Origin of the sequence: Paenirhizobium naphthalenivorans, assembly GCF_007992095.1 — a bacterium.
In the GTDB taxonomy this organism is placed as follows: Bacteria; Pseudomonadota; Alphaproteobacteria; order Rhizobiales; family Rhizobiaceae; genus Allorhizobium; species Allorhizobium naphthalenivorans.
Genome location: NZ_BJZP01000022.1, coordinates 16,969 through 34,604, shown reverse-complemented (window position 1 = coordinate 34,604; position 17,636 = coordinate 16,969). Strand labels below are relative to the sequence as shown.

The 17,636-nt window shown below is 61.5% G+C and carries 13 protein-coding genes and 1 riboswitch; of the genes, 7 read left to right on the top strand and 6 right to left on the bottom strand.

Annotated elements, in window-relative coordinates; translation table 11 throughout:
• Window positions 1–50: 50 nt before the first annotated feature.
• Window positions 51–1,358: an ABC transporter substrate-binding protein gene (locus RNA01_RS17860; protein WP_147181572.1), complete on the bottom strand. Its 1,308-nt coding sequence runs from the start codon at window positions 1,356–1,358 to the stop codon at window positions 51–53.
• Window positions 1,359–1,666: 308 nt separating this feature from the next.
• Here RNA01_RS17860 and RNA01_RS17855 point away from each other — a divergent pair, with 308 nt between their 5' ends.
• Together RNA01_RS17855 and RNA01_RS17850 are read left to right on the top strand one after the other, a co-directional pair.
• Window positions 1,667–3,133, top strand: a complete 1,467-nt coding sequence (locus RNA01_RS17855) for a hypothetical protein (protein ID WP_147181571.1) — start codon at window positions 1,667–1,669, stop codon at window positions 3,131–3,133.
• A 70-nt stretch (window positions 3,134–3,203) separates the two neighbouring features.
• Window positions 3,204–4,052 carry a ferredoxin--NADP reductase gene (locus tag RNA01_RS17850; RefSeq protein ID WP_147181570.1) on the top strand — a complete coding sequence of 283 codons (849 nt, stop codon included), beginning with the start codon at window positions 3,204–3,206 and terminating at the stop codon, window positions 4,050–4,052.
• 9 nt (window positions 4,053–4,061) lie between these two features.
• Here RNA01_RS17850 and RNA01_RS17845 read toward each other — a convergent pair whose 3' ends face one another.
• The 5 genes from RNA01_RS17845 to RNA01_RS17825 form a co-directional block, all read right to left on the bottom strand.
• Complete coding sequence (locus RNA01_RS17845; protein WP_147181569.1) at window positions 4,062–7,625, bottom strand: molybdopterin cofactor-binding domain-containing protein; 3,564 nt, start codon at window positions 7,623–7,625, stop codon at window positions 4,062–4,064.
• Window positions 7,622–8,119, bottom strand: coding sequence for a (2Fe-2S)-binding protein (locus RNA01_RS17840; RefSeq protein WP_147181568.1), 498 nt, complete (start codon window positions 8,117–8,119; stop codon window positions 7,622–7,624). Before RNA01_RS17840 ends, RNA01_RS17845 begins: the two co-directional genes overlap by 4 nt.
• Before the next feature lie 498 nt (window positions 8,120–8,617).
• On the bottom strand, window positions 8,618–10,936 hold the full coding sequence (locus tag RNA01_RS17835; protein WP_147181567.1) for a xanthine dehydrogenase family protein molybdopterin-binding subunit: 2,319 nt from the start codon (window positions 10,934–10,936) through the stop codon (window positions 8,618–8,620).
• Complete coding sequence (locus RNA01_RS17830; protein WP_147181566.1) at window positions 10,929–11,402, bottom strand: (2Fe-2S)-binding protein; 474 nt, start codon at window positions 11,400–11,402, stop codon at window positions 10,929–10,931. Before RNA01_RS17830 ends, RNA01_RS17835 begins: the two co-directional genes overlap by 8 nt.
• Before the next feature lie 13 nt (window positions 11,403–11,415).
• A complete protein-coding gene (locus tag RNA01_RS17825) occupies window positions 11,416–12,714 on the bottom strand; it encodes a c-type cytochrome (protein ID WP_147181565.1) in 1,299 nt (432 codons plus the stop codon).
• Between the two features lie 468 nt (window positions 12,715–13,182).
• A riboswitch (guanidine-I (ykkC/yxkD leader) is annotated at window positions 13,183–13,292 on the top strand.
• Between the two features lie 76 nt (window positions 13,293–13,368).
• Here RNA01_RS17825 and RNA01_RS17820 point away from each other — a divergent pair.
• From RNA01_RS17820 to RNA01_RS17800, 5 genes are all read left to right on the top strand, one after another.
• Window positions 13,369–14,442 (top strand): putative urea ABC transporter substrate-binding protein, encoded by a 1,074-nt coding sequence (locus tag RNA01_RS17820; RefSeq protein WP_147181564.1) that lies wholly within the window; start codon window positions 13,369–13,371, stop codon window positions 14,440–14,442.
• A 67-nt stretch (window positions 14,443–14,509) separates the two neighbouring features.
• Window positions 14,510–15,328 (top strand): ABC transporter permease, encoded by an 819-nt coding sequence (locus RNA01_RS17815; RefSeq protein ID WP_147181563.1) that lies wholly within the window; start codon window positions 14,510–14,512, stop codon window positions 15,326–15,328.
• Window positions 15,325–16,140, top strand: coding sequence for an ABC transporter ATP-binding protein (locus RNA01_RS17810; protein ID WP_147181562.1), 816 nt, complete (start codon window positions 15,325–15,327; stop codon window positions 16,138–16,140). The genes RNA01_RS17815 and RNA01_RS17810 overlap by 4 nt, the downstream gene beginning before the upstream one ends.
• A gap of 9 nt (window positions 16,141–16,149) precedes the next feature.
• A complete protein-coding gene (locus RNA01_RS17805; protein WP_147181561.1) occupies window positions 16,150–16,968 on the top strand; it encodes an urea amidolyase associated protein UAAP1 in 819 nt (272 codons plus the stop codon).
• Window positions 16,969–16,984: 16 nt separating this feature from the next.
• Window positions 16,985–17,635 (top strand): urea amidolyase associated protein UAAP2, encoded by a 651-nt coding sequence (locus RNA01_RS17800; protein ID WP_147181560.1) that lies wholly within the window; start codon window positions 16,985–16,987, stop codon window positions 17,633–17,635.
• Window position 17,636: the final 1 nt, after the last annotated feature.

Here is a 17,636-nt window from a genome sequence, read left to right as displayed (position 1 = left end):
GCGGAGAAATCGGCGAGCCACATCTTACGGCTCACCGAGCGTCCGCAAAGTCAGAGCGCCATCTTCGTATAATCGGCCGTGACTTCGTACATTCCATCCTCGATCGAGGTGCGGTGTACGACATTCAGGCGGCTTTCTTCGACCTTCGAGATGTTCTGATGGCCATAGCACTGATGGTTCTTGCCGTTGAAGATCTTGTCACCCTGCGGATGGTCGCGTCCCTCATCGAACTTCTCGATCGACTCGAGCGCCTCGATGAATTTGGCCTTGTCCTCCGGTCCGGCATAGCCAGCCATTTCCATGGCCTGCTTGATGGTGAACAAGGTTTCCCAGACGCCGAACATATGGGCGTAAGTGGAAATATCCTTGGGATCGGCCAGGCTCGCCCCATTGTCGTCGACGCCAACGGCGGCACGATAGAGCTTGTCCCACTGCGACTGATCCTTCTGGGCATAGCGCGGCATGCCTTCCCAGAAATAGGTTCCCTCCAGGAAGGAAAGCTGCGGTGTGGCAAGATCCACGGCTTCGATACTGTCGATGAAGCCGAAAATCTCAGGACGCTTGGAGCCATAGAACTGGCCAAGCTCGGTCACGAAGGTCAGAACCGCCGGGCCGACCATGACATGGTAGAGCACTTCGGTATCGGACGGAATGCGCGGCAGATAACGCGTGAACGAGGTCTCGGTCGGAGGCACGGCGATCAGCTCGAGCATTTCGCCGCCCTGAGCCTTGATGGAGGCGCTGAGGTTGTCGCGGTGGTCATAGCCGAAGGCATAGTCAGGGAAGATCATCGTGACCTTCTTGCCGAGATTCTGCGTGATCCAGGGCGCCATGGAGATGACCTGGCTCTTCACATCGCAGATGCCGGGCTGGAAGCAGTAGCGGTTGAGGCTGCCGGAGGAGACATGCGTGCCTTCAGAGACAACCAGATACGGCATCTTCAGCTCGCCGGCACGCGGTGCGGCACCGACGACAACGTGGGAAAACAGCGTGCCGAAAACGGCATCGACCTTGTGCTGCGTGGCGAACTTCTCCACCACTTCGGCACCGCGCTTCGGGTCGGTACCATCGTCTTCGATGACGAGTTCGACCGGACGGCCATTGATGCCGCCCTCCTCATTGATGATCTTGGCGGCGGCATTCGCCACACGCTCGTACCAGCGGCCGTAGGACGCGCCGATGCCGGTGCGGTGACACTCAAAACCGAGCTTGATCGGCGCGGAGGTCTGGGCCTGCGCGTAGCGAACGAACCCCGGCGCAACAGAGGACACAAGGCCGGCACCCGCGGCCGCCCCCATTCCAAGAAGCGTCGAGCGGCGGGTAAAACTGGATTTAGGCTTGATGATCTTATCGGTCATGAAATTTCCCCTCTTAGTGGAAATGACGTCCGTCTTTCTGATGCGCGGATCGTTCGTCTACTAACAAATCACGATGTTTGAGAATTGACAAGAAGGCTCTCCGTATCACTCGAATTTAAGTTCGTGGGAATGGACATGGAATCACAACCCTGTTTGTATGCGAATGAATTGAGCATTCCCTGACGTTCTCCCACGTCCCATCCTGGCGGTTTGGTCGGCAAAAGGATGATGACCCAGTCCGGGGGATTGTCAAAGGCGCTTTCACGTTCCGTTGGCGGCACGTCATTCTGATTGGAGAAGGACACTGTATGTTGTTCGATAATAGTCGCCGCGTCCACAATCTGAAGCCGCTATATTTCGCTCTAGCCTCCCTTTCCACCACAGTGATGGCCACGGATGCCGGCGCCCACGGCACCGAACGCGGTCTGGTCATGCTGCTGCCGACGGAATATTATTTGACGGGCGGCGCAATCGCGGTCGCCGCTTCCTTTACCATACTCCTTCTTCTCCCTGAGGGCTGGTTCGCCCGAGCGGCGCGCGCCTCGCATATCTTTTCCGGCGTTTTCTTGCCGCCCGTCACAGCAACAAGCCTGCTAAGCTTCCTCTTCCTTGCCTTTCTCGTGGCGACCGGTCTTTATTCCACCGGCGATCCGCTGGAAAACCCTCTGCCCCTGTTCGTCTGGACCTTTTTCTGGGTGGCCTTCACGCTGCTGCAGGCGGTCCTCGGCAATCTCTGGCCCTGGCTCAATCCCTGGACCGGTCCACTGGCGCTGCTGCGCAAGCTGAGTGATCGGCCACTCGGAAAGACGCCTTTCCTCACCCTGCCGCCAGCGCTGGGCTACACATCCGCCATCGCGGTCTTTTTCCTGTTCGCCTGGTACGAACTCATTTCCCTTGCCCCGGAAGACCCGTCGGGCCTGGCTCTTGCGGTTACGACCTATTGGGTCTTGACGCTCGCAGCCATGATCCTGTTTGGCGAAGCCGAATGGACGAAAAGGGGCGAGCCCTTTTCCGTCTACTTCCGCATGATCGGCCTGCTGGCGCCATTGTCCGCAAGTCCACCCAGCGATGAAGAAACAAGAGGCACCATCCGCCTGTCATGGCCCGGCCAGCGCTGCGTCGATCTGGCGCCTCCGCCGATCTCGGCCGCCCTTTTTCTGCTCCTCACCCTCGGCACAGCCTCCTTCGACGGTTTTTCGGAAACTTTCACCTGGCTCTCGGCGATCGGCATCAATCCCCTTGAATTTCCCGGCCGAAGCGCGGTCACGGTGGCAAACACCTTCGGCCTGATCGCCGCACCGATGGTTCTGGCGCTTCTGTATCTGTCAGCGGTTCTGCTCGGCGCCCGGATCGCAGGAGAAAGATCCTTCGGCGCCATGCTGAAGCTCGCCAGCCACCTCGTCTATTCCATCGTACCGATCTCGATCGCCTTCCATGGCGCCCATTATCTGAGCCTGATGTTGATGAACGGGCAGTATCTCTATGCGGTCATATCCGACCCCTTCGCTCTGGGCTGGAACCTGTTCGGCACCGCGGAATGGCACGTCACGGCCTCGTTCCTGATCGACATCGAAGGCGTCAAGCGACTGTGGGCGGCGCAGACCATCATCATCGTTGTCGGCCATTGCATCGGTATTCTTCTCGCCCACATGATCGCCCTGCAATATTTCACCCCTCCGCACCGCGCGACCGTAAGCCAGATATTCCTGGCGCTGGTGATGGTTTTCTACACCGTTTTCGGCCTCTGGCTCCTGTCCACGCCAACCGTCGGCTGAGACGGCTTGACCTTTGCCCGCAACCGCGCAAATATTCATTCGTATACAAATGATATTCGCGGGGTTAAGCATGACGGATTCAGGCATCATCGATCACCGGCTGACGGAGCCGGATGCCGCCCCCAGTGGCCCGCCGGCTTTCCCGATCCCGGACAATGTCTTCGCCGAAAAGGTGGTGCTGGTCGAACATTTCACCGACCGGCTATTTCGCTTCCGCATCACCCGTCCGGCCAGCTTCCGTTTCCGCTCCGGCGAGTTCGTGCTGATCGGCCTGCCCAATGCCGAGCGGCCAGTCTTCCGCGCCTACTCGGTTGCCAGCCCGGCGTGGGACGAAGAGATCGAGTTCTATTCCATCAAAGTGCCGGACGGTCCGCTGACCGAACACCTGCAGAAGATCAAGCCCGGCGACACCGTCCTGATGCGCAAGAAGCCGACCGGCACGCTGGTGCATGATGCGCTCGTCCCCGGCAAGCGCCTCTATCTTCTCTCCACCGGCACCGGCGTCGCCCCCTTCGCCAGCCTGATCCGCGATCCCGAGACCTATGAGAAATTCGAGGAAGTCATCCTTGTCCAGACCTGCCGCGAGGTCGGCGAACTTACCTATATCACCCATCTCGTCACGGATCTGGTCAACGATCCACTGGTCGGGGAGATGGTCGAGGGTCGCCTGAAGCTCTTCACCACGACGACACGCGAGCCGTTTGAGCGGATGGGACGCATCACCGACCTCATGATCGGCGGCACCTTCTTCGAGCAGACAGGCCTTCCCCACATCTCGCCGGCAAAAGACCGCGCCATGATCTGCGGCTCCATGGCGATGCTGAAGGACACCAAGGCCATGCTGGAGGGCTTTGGGCTCATCGAAGGCGCCAACAATGCACCAGCCACTTTCGTCATCGAGCGCGCCTTCGTCGGCTAAGTGCTCTAACTAACCGCCGGCACCAACCGCACGGATGCGCGAAACGGTCGCCGCCAAGTCAGTCCAACCGGCCGCCTCCGGCGCAAACCGGGCCCTCAGATAGGCAAGCAGATCCCCGATCTGGCGATCACTCAGACTGCCGGAAAATCCCGGCATCGACATGATCTCCAGATCCTTCGCACTGGCATGCGCGGTCAGGACGGCTGGAGCCTCCGTGCCATGCAGGATCGCGTTGATCAGATTGTCTGGCCGGCTGGAGGCCAGACTGGTGTTGAAGGCGAGGTTTGCCAGCGGTGAGCCGCTTTCGTGACAGGAGGCGCAGGCCCCCTCGAAAATCCGCGCACCATTGGGAGAAAGGTCGAGCGCCCTTGACCGGGCAGCATCCGCCGCCGCCATCCGGGCCTCCTTCTGGTGAGCCGCCTCCTCGACCGTCACCGCCTCGCCCCGGCTGGTCAGATAGTCGGCCATCGCCGCGATATCCTCGTCCGGCAAGGCGGACAGCGACTTGACGACATCGGCCATCGGCCCACCGGCGCTGCCATGATCGGCCGAATGGCCACTGCGCAGATAGTCAAACAGCGCGGTTTGCGTCCAGCCGACAGGCCCGCTGCCCGCACCATTGATCGACGGCGCCGCCCAACCATCAACGAACCCACCCGCCAAATGCGCCGTCCCGCGTTTTTCCGCGCCCACCACATTGCGTTCGGTATGGCAGGCGGAACAGTGGCCAAGCGTTTCCACCAGATAAGCGCCACGGTTCCAGGACGCCGATTTGACCGGGTCGACTGCAAATGGTTTCGGATCGAGATAGAGACTGTTCCAGCCGGCCATCAGCCCGCGCATGTTGAAAGGCGCCTTGAGCCGCGTCTCGGGCGCAACCATCGCCACCGGCGCCTGAGTCATCAGATAGGCGTAAAGTGCCTGCAGATCGGACTCCTCGACACCGGCAAACGCCGCATAGGGGTGCACCGGATAGAGATGATGCCCGTCGCGCGAAACACCCTGGCGCATGGCCCTCTCGAAGGCCGGATAGGACCAAGCGCCAATCCCCTTGGCCGGATCGGGAGTGATATTGGTTGCATGGACCGTGCCGAACGGTGTCTGGAACGGCCGTCCACCGGCAAAGGCGGTGCCATCAACGCCGACATGGCAGACATTGCAGGCGCCGGCAGCGGCGATGAGACGTCCCTTCTCGATCGTCGCGGCACTGAAGACCCCCGGATCAGGTCTGGCTATCGGGGCAAATGCGCTGCGTATCGGCGAGGCAAGCGTGATGCCGCCCGCCACAGCGCCGGCAATGCCCGCAAGAGCAAGGGGCACCCTCCACCATCCACCGCGCTTTGCGGACCTGGCGCTCGCGGGTTTCTCCAGGAACTCCCCGCGCTGCTCGCGCAAGGCCGCGAGGATCTTGTCCGGCGTGAGCGGCAGTTCCCGAAAGCGAATGCCTGTTGCGTCATAAACCGCGTTGACGATGGCCGCCGCACTGGGAACAGAAGCCGACTCGCCGACGCCGAGCGGTTCGTCGTCTGGTCTGGGCAGCATCAGTACGTCGATATCCGGCACCTCCGGGAAGGTCATGATCGGATAACCGCCCCATTCGACGCTCTCGACACTCGCGCCGTCAAAGCTCACCTTCTCCTTCAGAACCCGGCTTAGGGACTGGATGACATTGCCGTGGATCTGGTGTTTCACGCCATCCGGATTGATCATCAGCCCGGAATCCTGCCCCACCGTGATCTTGGTGACGGCAATCTCGCCGGTCTTGCGGTTGACTGCCACATCAGCGACCCAGGCCGACCACGCGGCCGCAACGCCGGGAAACTTGCCATGCACATAGACGGCGTAGGCAAAGCCGCGTCCATAGAGCAGATCGCCCTCGCCGCCCGCCGTTCCCGGTCGCGTCCGCGGCGTCCAGCCCGCCTTCTCGGTGACAGCCCGCACGAGATCGGCAGCCCGTGGGTCGGTCAGATAGCGCAACCGGTACTCGACCGGGTCGACGCCGGCAGCCGCAGCCAGTTCGTCGATGAAGCTCTCGTGAGCGAACGAGTTCGGCATCGCCGATACGCCGCGAAACCATGACGCCCGCGCGATCGGCGGCATGTCGTGTACAGTCACCCGCATATTGCCGAAGGCATAGGGCGGGATCGCCGTCCGATCGCCCATTTCGGCCACGTTCGGGCTATTGGGCACGCGACCGGTCAGGATAAGCGCCAGCGTCGGCGCCAGATTGGACGGATAGCGCGTATCAAAGTCATAGCCCACCGGCCCGCCATCGAGGTCCAGCCCGCCGCGCACATCGATGACCTGGGCCGCCCCCTTGGGCTCCCAGGCATGTTCCTGCTCGCGGGTCAACTGCACCCTGACAGGCTTGCCGACGGCACGGGAAAGAAGCGCCGCGTCGGCCGTGACGTCGTCGGCGCAATTGCGGCCGTAGCAGCCTGCCGCCTCCATGCGCTCGACGATAACGGCGCTTTCCGGCATGCCGAGCAACAGCGCCAGATCACGCCGCATGGGAAAGGGGTTCTGTGTACCTGACCAGACGACAAGGCGATCGGGCCGCCAGTCGGCCACCGCGCAGGACGGACCGATGGAGGCGTGCATCTGGTAAGGCCAGACATAGGTCCGCTCCATCAATGGCGACGCGGCTCCCAGCGCCCTTTCGACATCCCCCTCATCCCGCAGTACGCGCGGCGTCGAACGGTTGAGCCTGAGCGGTTCTTCCGGCTCGTTGAGGTCGCCGATCTCCGGCAAGGCACACCAAGTCGCCTTGAGCTCGCGGGCTGCTTGTGCGGCAAATTCCTCGCGCGTGGCAACGATCCCGATGAAATCGCCATCCACAACCACGGCCACGATGCCTGGAAGATGGCCGATGGACTCCCGGTCGACATCGATCAGGCTGTTGCCGACAAAATCGCCACTGTCGAAGCCCGAATAGGGCGGCCGTACGACCCGGCCGTGCAGCATGCCGGGAACGCGGACATCATGCACATAGGTCCACTGCCCGGTTGCCTTGGCGGCAATATCGTTGCGCGGTTGGGCCTTTCCGACCAGCCGGTAGTCAGCGACCGGTTTCAGCGGTGCTGCCGGGTCTATCTCGATCCGGTCATGCTGGCCGGCGACCAGTTCGTCAAAGCTCAAAATCCAGTTCGTATCAGCCTTCGGCCGGATCACTCCCTCTTCGATCATGAGATCGGCGGGGTCCAGTCCGTGCAGCGCCGCAGCCTTTTCCAAAAAATGCCGCCGCGCGGTCGCAGCCGCCTGCCTCAGGGGAATTGCCGCCACCTGAATGGTCTCGCTGGCGATCGTCGGCCCCTGGTCCGGCGCGACCGTGGTCGTACCAAGCACCATGGTGACCCGCTCGAAAGGCACATCCAGCTCTTCGGCGACAATCTGCGCCAAGGCGGTTCGAATACCCGTTCCAAGATCGACATGACCATTGAACGCCGTGATCCGGCCATCGCGATCGAAAGCCAGATAAAGGGTCCTTGTGTTGTCGGCGCCCGAGCGGACAACCAGCAACGCTTCAGGCGCATTCAGATAAACGTCGAGCGACGCCTCGCGCGGTCCCGTCATGACGACACCTCCGCCTTTCGTTCTTCATGCACAAGTCCGACGGCGCGTCGCGCGGCAGCGAGGATTTCCATATGGGTTCCGCAGCGACAGAGGTGATTTTTCAGTGCCGCTCGAATGTCGGCTTCCTGCGGCTCGGCAATGCGGTTGAGCAGTCCGGCGGTGGCGATGATCATGCCGTTCAGACAGTAGCCGCATTGTGCCGCCTGATGTTCGACAAAGGCCCGCTGCACCGGGTGGAGCGCGTCCCCTTGAGCCAAGCCTTCCAGCGTCACGATCTCGCGCCCCTCGGCGGCGGCAACCGAGATCGAACAGGACCGCGTGGCCCGGCCATTGACGAGCACCGCACATGCACCGCATTCGCCAAGTCCGCACCCGTACTTGGGCCCGTTGAGCTGAAGGTCATTGCGCAGGACAAACAGGAGCGGCGTATCCGGAGCAAGATCGAAGCGGTGGATTTCCCCATTGACCTGAAGTGTGACCGGCCGGGCAATCATGCGTTTTTCCAGGCTGACGGAGGCACTTGGCCATTCGCATGCCCTAGCGCTCCGAAACCCCTCATCGGGGCAAGACACGGCTCCGCACAAGCCAATCCTGACATTGGCTGCCGGCTCTCTTCAGCCAGAATAGACATGACGTTCCCCGGGTCTTTGTGCCCATTGTTCGTACACAAATGATTGCGTGACGTGGAGCATCTGTCAATGCTCTCTGAAGCGCTTTCTTGGGGTCGGGAAAAGCCGAATGCGGACCAGCCGTCAGGGCAGAATGAACCGCCGCACGCCGATCAATACGGAAGCGGAGAGAAGAAGACGTCTCGCAAGGGAGATGCAGCATTTATGCTGAACACAGATAGCCCGTCACGTAGAGGAGCGTCCAACACCGCGCTCGGCAATGACAACAAGGTAACCGGCCCGCCGACGGCGCCTGAATCTCCCACAGGAGCCCCCACTTGGGGCAGTAACGCCGCCGGATCGTCAATCCGGCGGCGGATCATGTCAGGCCTTCAAAGCGGCAAGCACCGCCTCGGGGGTGATGGGCAGGTGTCGCAGGCGAACACCGACAGCCTCGAATATGGCATTGCCGACCGCAGGCGCCACGACAGTGGTTCCCGGTTCGCCGAGCCCCACCGGAACCTCGGTACTTTCAACAATCTCCACCACCAGTTCCGGCGCATCGATCATCCTGAGCGGCGTATAGCTGTCGAGATTGCGGTCGCGCACCAGACCGTTCTGAAACTCGGTCCCTTCGTAGAGCGCCATCGAAAGGCCCCAGAGTGCCGAACCCTCACACTGCGCCCGAGCGCCATCGGGATCGACCGCGATACCGCAATCGACGACCAGCCAGATCTTCTGCACATCGACATGCCCGGTCTTGCGGTCCACGTGGACCTGCGCCGCGCCGCCCACCCAGGTTGGCATGGAGCGCGATTGGCCGAAGGTAGTCGCTAGGCCAATGGCCGTGTCTGCGGGCAGCGCCGCCTTGCCATAGCCAGAAAGTTCGGCGACACGCGCAAGCACATGGGCCTGACGCGAGGCTCCGCCGACGGAATTCGGCGCGGAGCCGGCGTTGCGGCCCTCGGCCGTCAGGAGGTCAAGACGAAACTGCAGCGGGTCCTTGCCAGTCCTGGCGGCCGCCTCATGCATGAAACTCTCAACCGCCCAGTTGGTCCAGCCTGGAGAGACCGAGCGCAACCAACCGGGGCGGAAGGTGCTTTCGGCGAGATCATTGGAAATCGCCCGCACCCGCTGGGCCCCAACCGAATACCAGTGATCAATACCATCGGCCGCGAAAGGATCGTAGGCCTCGCCGTTCACGCCCTTTGGCATGAACACCGGGATCATCACCTTGGTCGGCCAGCCGGCGGCAATCGCCGAATCCATGGCGATGACGCTCTTGTTCTCGTCAAACGCCATGCGCAGTTTCTGCACCGAGGGCGAACGCGGGCTGTCGAACAACGCGTCCTGGGGACGCGACATCACCATCTTGACGGGCTTGCCACCCAACGCCTTGGAGGCGAGCGCAACCGGCACGGCATAATCGCCATTCAATCTGCGACCGAAACCGCCACCGAGGAGATAGCTGCGCATGATGACGCCATTTTCATCAACGCCCAGAGCCTTCTGCAACCATGGAAGGGCAAGCGACTGCCACTGGTTACCAGTGTGGATCTCCCAGACACCGTCCGCATTGAGGAAGGCAAGCGCGTTCAGCGGCTCAAGCTGGAAATGCAGGACGGTCGCCGTCGTATATTCAGCCTCGACCGTATCCGCCGCCTTGGCGAAGACCGGATCGACATCGGTATCGCCCGTGTCAAGCACGGCACCCTTGCTTTCGTCAGCGATCAGCTTGCGGGCGTGATCCTGAATGTCGGCTTCACTCACCTTGGTCGCGTCACCGGCCTTCCATTCGACTTTGACCCGCTCGGCGGCCTTGGACGCAGCCCAGTGGCTGTCGGCGATCACCATCGCCCAGCCTGGCACCGTTCCGGATGGATCGTCGAGCTTCAGCGTCTTTTGGTAACCCTTGACGGTTCGCGCCGCGCTGTCGTCGATACTGGTGATCTCCGAACCGTAGCGGGTCGGCGGCAGAACAGGCACAGCGAAAACCATACCATCCGCCTTGGCGTCGATGCCGAAAATCGCCTGACCAGTGGTCTTGCCGGCGATGTCGAGGGCAGTCACGTCCTTGCCGACCAACGTCAGTTCGGAATGGGGCTTGAGCGGAAGTGCCTTCAGTTCATCCTCGGTAAAGCTGCGGGTGATGCCCGCGGCGACCAGTTCACCAAAGGTCGCAGTACGGTCGCCTGCCGAAACCGTGCCGCTGGTGACTGTGATTTCGGAGACGTCAATGCCCCAGAGTTCAGCGGCCTTCTCGGCAAGCGCGATGCGTCCCGCGGCTCCGGCCTGGCGATAGACCGGCCAGCTTTGCCAGACCGACCAGCTACCACCGGTGACCATGAGGCCCCACTTGGCGGCAGTATCGACATGCTCGATATGCACATCGTCCCAGTTCGCGCCGAGTTCATCGGCCAGGATGCGCGCGATCGCCGTACCGACATGTTGCCCCATTTCGGCGCGGATGATGTTGACGTTGACCTTGCCTTGCGTGTCGATCCAGTACCAGATCGCGGGCTCGTAGCGTGCGCCCACCGCCTCGATCGGCGAACCACCGGCCACGGCCGGGTTCATTGCGGAAAAGCCCTTCTGCGGGAAGCCGAACACCGCACCGGCGGCACACATGGAGATCAGGAAGCCGCGACGGCTGAGGTCGGGGCCATCGCTCTTGCGGGATGAAAAACGCACGGTATCAGCCATTGGTGGCCTCCCCTCTCATCGCGGCGGCGGCTTCGCGCACGGCTTCGCGGATGCGGTTATAGGTCATGCAGCGACAGAGGTTGCCCGTCATCACGGCATCGATGTCGTCGTCCGTCGGATTGGGTATGTCCTGCAGGAAGGCCGCTGCCTGCATGATCTGCCCGGACTGGCAGTACCCGCATTGCGGCACCCGCAGATGGCGCCAGGCCTGCTGGACGGGATGGTTCCCTTCTGCATCAAGCCCCTCGATTGTGGTGATTTCGGCACCCGCCACATCCTGAACCGGGGTGATGCAGGAACGAGTGGCGCGCCCGCCGACATGGACGGTACAGGCGCCGCACATGCCGATACCGCAGCCGAATTTGGTGCCGGTTAGGCCGGCCTCGTCACGAACGACCCAGAGCAGCGGGGTATCAGGCTCCACGTCGACTTTGACGGCGCGTCCGTTGATGGTGAACTCGATCATGGTCATGTCCTTGTCATTTCGTGGCAGCCTCGGCACGGATTTCAGCAACCTTGCCGACAAGGTCGGACCACGGGGCAAGGTCAGTGCGCTTGTCGCGCAGATAGCCGGCGATGGCAGCGACTTCTTCGTCTGAGAGCGCCGTGCGAAAAGCCGGCATAACCACACCCTTTGTACCACTGGCGGCATTCACGCCGTCCAGGATCACGTGGATGAGGTTTGTCGGCTGGTCCAGTCGCGTCGCCGAATTGATCGCCAGGTCAGGACGCCCCGCGACAACGCTCGTTGCGTTATAGTGACAGGAGGCGCAGGCGGTTGCGTAGAGCCGCTCGCCAAGATCCTTGCGATAGGTCTGGTCGGGACGTCCGGCTTCAAGGCTTGCCTGAACGATCGGGTTCTTGGCCGGATCAGCGGCGGGCGCTCCAACCACGTCACCGAGATAGGCGCCGATTGCTTCCAGATCACTCTTCGGAAGTTCCCGCAAGCCGGCATGAACGACCGGACCCATCGGACCGGCGGCAACGCCGTGATAAGTGCCTGAACCGGTCTCGAGATACTGCGTGAATTCGGATGCGGTCCACGGCAAGGCAGAGGGGTTGGCGGCAGTGAGCGCCGGGGCGATCCAACGGTCGATCTCGGCGCCGGCGAATTTCGCGTTCGTCATCTCGGCACCCACGGCGTTGCGCGGGGTGTGGCAGGCACCGCAATGCGAAATGCCCTCGACAAGGTAGGCACCGCGATTCCATTCCGCCGATTTTGCCGGATCCGGCTCGTAGCGACCGAAATCAACGAAGAGCAGCTTCCACCCGGCCTGCAGGATCCGCAGGTTGAGCGGGAATGGAATGGTGTTTTCCTTCGTCTCCTCCTTCACCGGCGGAACACTGCTCATCACATAGGCGTAAATCGCATCAACGTCCTCGTCCGTCATCTTGGCAAAGTGGTCAAAGGGGAAGGCCGGGAAGAGATGCGCACCCTCGCGGTCGACACCCTCATGCATAGCACGGCGGAAGGCCTCCGGAGACCAGGTGCCGATACCGGTATCGGGGTCTGGCGTGATGTTGGACGCGTAGATCGCGCCGAACGCGGTCTCGATCTTGTAATTGCCCGCATAGGGCTGGCCGCCCTCTGCGGTATGACAGGTGGAACAGTATCCCGCCGAAGCCAGCACACGGCCCTTCTCGATCGTCGCGGCGTCGAATGTCGGTCGTTCTTCGGCGGTCATTGCGGGCAGCGGAGAATGGTAGGCATAGATACCAAACCCGGCCAGAGCGACAACGGCAATCGTAATGATTGCGATGAAGACGGATTTGAGCATTAGGCTAGCAATCCTTGGAATTTGAGAATCGACTACAGCTTTTCGCCAATATCGAACGTTGCTAAATAGAGCGCCAAACCGCCAGGTCAAGCTACCCATATGGCGCCACTGCGTCGCCGTATGGTGAACAAATACAAACAGCAACGGCATTGCCGGGAAGCTGGCTCTGCAACGACCGTCCCGAAATGTCTGAAAGCAACAAGCCACCCTCTGAGAGAGACGTCCACAATCTCGGAGAGAGGCTGCCCGGCGAGAGAATCCATTTTCGTACTGACATTGAAAAACGGCGTGTCGCTATCGCGTTCGCAGCGCCCCGCAGACACAAGGGGGAAGAATACGGCCGCATAAATTTTAAGCGAAAATCACTCCACGGGTCTGCACTGCCCAATTATTCAGCAACAGCTAAAGATACATATCACAACGAAATCAAACACTTGAAAATTGGCATGCTGATTGCGTCTCATGTTCCGAGTTGGCGGCTAGGGTTCCGATGCCTGATAGGCATGTCTGGTCCGAGAGCTGCCACCGGTGCGGGAGACATCCCACCGGGTGCACGGCGGGATAAAAACCCGGGAGACCTCGTTAGCCAAGGGATTGGCAACGTTTTGGTCTGTGCTGATCCCTTTTTCAAACTACGCAAAAAGGGGAATTTCAATGCAGACTTTTTCGAGACTTCTTTCGATCACCGCTTTGACAGCATCGCTAGCCTTTGGCATTGCCGCACCAGCCTCCGCCGCGCCGAAGACCGATTTCAAGGTGGCTTGGTCGATCTATGTCGGCTGGATGCCTTGGGGCTATGCCGCCGATCACGGCATCGTCAAGAAATGGGCCGACAAATACGGCCTCACCATCGAAGTCACCCAGTTCAACGATTACGTCGAATCCATGAATCAATATACCGCGGGTGCCTTCGACGCGGTGACGCTGACCAATATGGACGGGCTTTCGATTCCGGCGGCCGGCGGGGTCGACACGACAGCCGTCATCGTCGGCGATTTTTCCAACGGCAATGATGCCGTTATCCTGAAGGACAGGGATAAGCTTGCCGACATCAAAGGCCAGAAGGTCAATCTGGTCGAATACTCGGTTTCGCACTACCTGCTCGCCCGTGCGCTGGAAAGCGTCGGCATGACCGAGCGCGACGTCACCGTGGTCAACACGTCAGACGCCGATCTGGTCGGCGCGTATACGTCGGCCGACGTCACGGCCGTGGTCACCTGGAACCCGTTGGTCGCCAGCATCATGGAGGATCCCTCGGCCAGGAAGGTCTTCGACAGCGCGCAGGTCCCCGGTGAGATCATCGACCTGATGGCCGCCAATTCCGATGTGCTGAAGGACAATCCGGATTTCGGCAAGGCGCTCGCCGGCATCTGGTACGAGACCGCCGCACTGATGACTGCCGACACAGCTGAAGGCAAGGCCGCACGGGAAGCCATGGGCGCTGCCTCCGGCACCGATCTTGCCGGCTTCGAAAGCCAGATGGCCGCCACCAAACTGTTCGACAAGGCGGCTGATGCCGTGGCCTTTACCGCATCGGCAGATCTGCCGAAGACCATGGATCTGGTCAGGACCTTCCTGTTCGACAAGGGCCTGCTCGGCAATGGCGCCGCCTCGGCCGACGTGATCGGCATCGAAATGCCCGATGGTTCGGTGCTCGGCGACAAGGGCAATGTGAAGTTCCGCTTCACCAACACCTTCATGGATGCAGCCGCCAAGGGCACGCTCTGAGAGCAAGCCGGCCGGAGCCGTCAATGGTTCCGGCCGCCCCACACCTCTTCAGAGCGGAGACTTTGCTATGCGCTGGATCAATTCGCGGCCAAGCAGTGGCGCGCGCCTGGCACTGACCCTTGCCCCCTTCGGGGCGGTGGTCATCGCCTATGCCGCAGGATCGGCCACCCGACTGGCGGAAAACGCCAATGACAAGCTTCTGCCAAGCCTTGCCGGCTTTGCCGATGCCATCAACCGTGTGGCCTTCATTCCCGACGCCCGCACAGGCGACTACATCCTGTGGTCCGATACGGCTGTAAGCTTGGTGAGGCTGTTTTCAGGGCTTGGCATATCGACATTGATTGCCCTGTTCATCGGCATGACGATCGGCATGCTGCCCTATCTGCGCGCCCTGCTCTCACCCTTCGTCGCCGCCGTCTCCATGGTGCCGCCGCTTGCGCTCCTGCCTATCCTCTTCATCGTCATGGGCCTCGGCGAAACCTCGAAGATCACGCTGATCGTCATCGGCGTGGCGCCGATCATGGTGCGTGACCTGGCGCTGAAGGTGTTGGAGCTGCCGCGAGAGCAGATCATCAAGGCCGAAACGCTATCCGGCAATTCCTGGCAGATTGCTCTGCGGGTTGTCCTGCCGCAAATCCTGCCGCGCCTCATCACCAGCATCAGATTGCAGCTCGGCCCCGCATGGCTGTTTCTGATCGCCGCGGAAGCGATTTCCTCCGATTCCGGTCTCGGCTACCGCATCTTCCTGGTGCGCCGATACCTCGCGATGGATGTCATCTTTCCCTACGTCCTCTGGATCACCCTGCTGGCCGTCGTCACCGACCTGCTGCTCGATCGCCTGAGAATATCGCTGTTTCCCTGGTCAGAACTGGAGAAACAGGCATGAGCGCGATCAAGATCGACAACGTCTGGAAGGAATATGGCGACCAGATCGTCCTGGAGAACATATCGCTCGATATAGAACCGCGCGCCTTTGTCGCCCTTGTCGGCCCTTCCGGCTGCGGCAAGACCACTTTTCTACGCATGCTGCTGGGCCAGGAGCGGCCAACACGCGGAAGCATCCTGCTCGATGGCGAGCCGCTGCCTCACGAACCGGGTCCGGATCGCGGTGTCGTCTTCCAGCGCTATTCGGTATTCCCGCATCTGACCGTGCTTGGCAATGTCCTGCTCGGCAAGGAGATGCAGGGCTCCCGCCTGACTGCAAAGCTCTTCGGTGCCGCTCGCCGTCAGGCGGTCGATGAAGCCAGGACGCTGATCGCCGAAGTCGGGCTTGCCGGCAGCGAGGACAAATATCCCGCCCAGCTGTCGGGTGGCATGCAGCAGCGGCTGGCGCTTGCCCAGGCGCTGATCATGCGGCCCAAGGTGCTGCTGCTCGACGAACCCTTCGGCGCACTCGATCCCGGCATCCGTGCTGAAATCCATGTGTTGATGAAACGCCTGTGGCACGAGGCCCCGATGACCGTGGTCATGGTGACCCATGACATGCGCGAAGCCTTCACGCTTGCCACCCGCGTCATCGCCTTCGAGCGGCCACGCGACCGACCGGAGGAAAAGGAGCGCTACGGCGCCATCATCAGCAAGGACATCACCATCTGGCCGCCACGCCGTGCCGGCGAGGCCTCGCTCATTCGCCCAGACCGGGACGGCCCGGTCGCTTCTTCGGGTAAACACCGGGACGACCCGGTCAATTGTCCATAGGAGACTGCCATGCATATCCGCCGCTCCGCCGAGGAGATCGCCGCCAACCGGGCGCGTTATGAGGAACACCAGAAAAAGGGCCTGGAATTCGCCCCGACGGCCCTGCCGGGCAAGAGCCCGCTACCGGCGCCTGTTGCCGATGCCGCCAGCATCATCCACCGCGAGATCATTCCGGGCGGCTGGTACTGGTCGACCCGTGTCAAGCCCTTTGAGACACTGCGCATCAGCCTGGATGCCGGCTTTTCCAGCCTGGCGATGGTTGCCTGGAAGGCCTCCGAGCCGAGCGAACGGCTGAACCTGCCGGATACGGTCAAGCTCCAATGGACGACCGGCCTCGGAAAGGGCCGCGTCATCTTCTCGGACATGGGGCGCGTGATGTTCTCGATCACGGAAGACAGTTCAGCCGCCCATGACTGCCTGATGGGCGGCTCGAACACCCAGTCGAACGCGGCGAAATATCCCGATGCGATCACCCGCAACACCCGCGACAACCTCATTCTGCTCGCGACCAAGCTGGGGCTCGACCGACGCGATATTCCTGCAGCGCTCAGCCTCTTTGCCCCAGTTCGCGTTGATAGCGAGGGCCGCTTCGAGTGGCGCCCAGAGCTCATGAACGACGGCGACTATATCGACCTGCGGGCCGAGATGGAGATGACCGTCGGTTTTTCAAACTGCCCGCACCCACTTGATCCGAACCCCGTCTGCGCCCCGAAGCCAGTGACCGTGACGCGGCTCGCGGCCGTCGTGCCGGAAGCCGGCGACCTTTGCCGCACGGCGACGGCGGAAGCCGTTCGCGGTTTTGAAAACAACGCTTTTGCAACGGCCTGACAGGGGGAACGGAACCATGAACACCTTTATCCAGACCTCGACCAGCCGAAACCCGGAAAACGCCGTGCAGGACCACCGCATTCCGGCAGAAAAGCCCTGGTCCGGCATCATCCGCAAGGGCCAGACCGTGCGGATCGAGGACAGCTACGGCCAGCAGGCCATCGACACGCTGTTCTACCGCGCCGACGACTACGCCGAGCGCTATTCCAGCCAGGATACGATGCGCTCGCAGGGTGCCGCCTATATCGGCACCGGCACAAAGATCATCTCCAACGAAGGTCGGGTCATACTGACCATGACCGCCGACAGCTGCGGCCGGCACGATACGTCCGCCGGCGCCTGCTCCTGCGAGAGCAATACCGTGCGGTTCGGTCACGGCACGAAGTACCTGCATGCCTGCCGCGACAACTTCGCGCTGGAAGTGTCGAAATACGGCATGGGCAAGCGCGACATCGTCCCCAACATCAATTTCTTCATGAATGTGCCAATCAAACCGAACGGCGAGATGACCATCGTCGACGGTATTTCCGCCCCCGGCGACTATGTCGAGCTGGTGGCCGAAATGGATGTGCTCTGCGTCATCTCCAACTGCCCGCAGGTCAACAATCCCTGCAATGGCTTCGACCCGACCCCCATCCGGGTTCTCGTCTGGGACAGCGAGAACTGAC

Bases quoted from the DNA above. Each gene is read 5' to 3' on its own strand.
- RNA01_RS17810 (WP_147181562.1), top strand. From the start codon at position 15,325: ATGAGCGCGATCAAGATCGACAACGTCTGGAAGGAATATGGCGACCAG.
- RNA01_RS17825 (WP_147181565.1), bottom strand. From the start codon at position 12,714: ATGCTCAAATCCGTCTTCATCGCAATCATTACGATTGCCGTTGTCGCT.
- RNA01_RS17845 (WP_147181569.1), bottom strand. From the start codon at position 7,625: ATGACGGGACCGCGCGAGGCGTCGCTCGACGTTTATCTGAATGCGCCT.
- RNA01_RS17860 (WP_147181572.1), bottom strand. From the start codon at position 1,358: ATGACCGATAAGATCATCAAGCCTAAATCCAGTTTTACCCGCCGCTCG.
- RNA01_RS17840 (WP_147181568.1), bottom strand. From the start codon at position 8,119: ATGATTGCCCGGCCGGTCACACTTCAGGTCAATGGGGAAATCCACCGC.
- RNA01_RS17805 (WP_147181561.1), top strand. From the start codon at position 16,150: ATGCATATCCGCCGCTCCGCCGAGGAGATCGCCGCCAACCGGGCGCGT.
- RNA01_RS17835 (WP_147181567.1), bottom strand. From the start codon at position 10,936: ATGGCTGATACCGTGCGTTTTTCATCCCGCAAGAGCGATGGCCCCGAC.
- RNA01_RS17850 (WP_147181570.1), top strand. From the start codon at position 3,204: ATGACGGATTCAGGCATCATCGATCACCGGCTGACGGAGCCGGATGCC.
- RNA01_RS17820 (WP_147181564.1), top strand. From the start codon at position 13,369: ATGCAGACTTTTTCGAGACTTCTTTCGATCACCGCTTTGACAGCATCG.
- RNA01_RS17830 (WP_147181566.1), bottom strand. From the start codon at position 11,402: ATGATCGAGTTCACCATCAACGGACGCGCCGTCAAAGTCGACGTGGAG.
- RNA01_RS17800 (WP_147181560.1), top strand. From the start codon at position 16,985: ATGAACACCTTTATCCAGACCTCGACCAGCCGAAACCCGGAAAACGCC.
- RNA01_RS17815 (WP_147181563.1), top strand. From the start codon at position 14,510: ATGCGCTGGATCAATTCGCGGCCAAGCAGTGGCGCGCGCCTGGCACTG.
- RNA01_RS17855 (WP_147181571.1), top strand. From the start codon at position 1,667: ATGTTGTTCGATAATAGTCGCCGCGTCCACAATCTGAAGCCGCTATAT.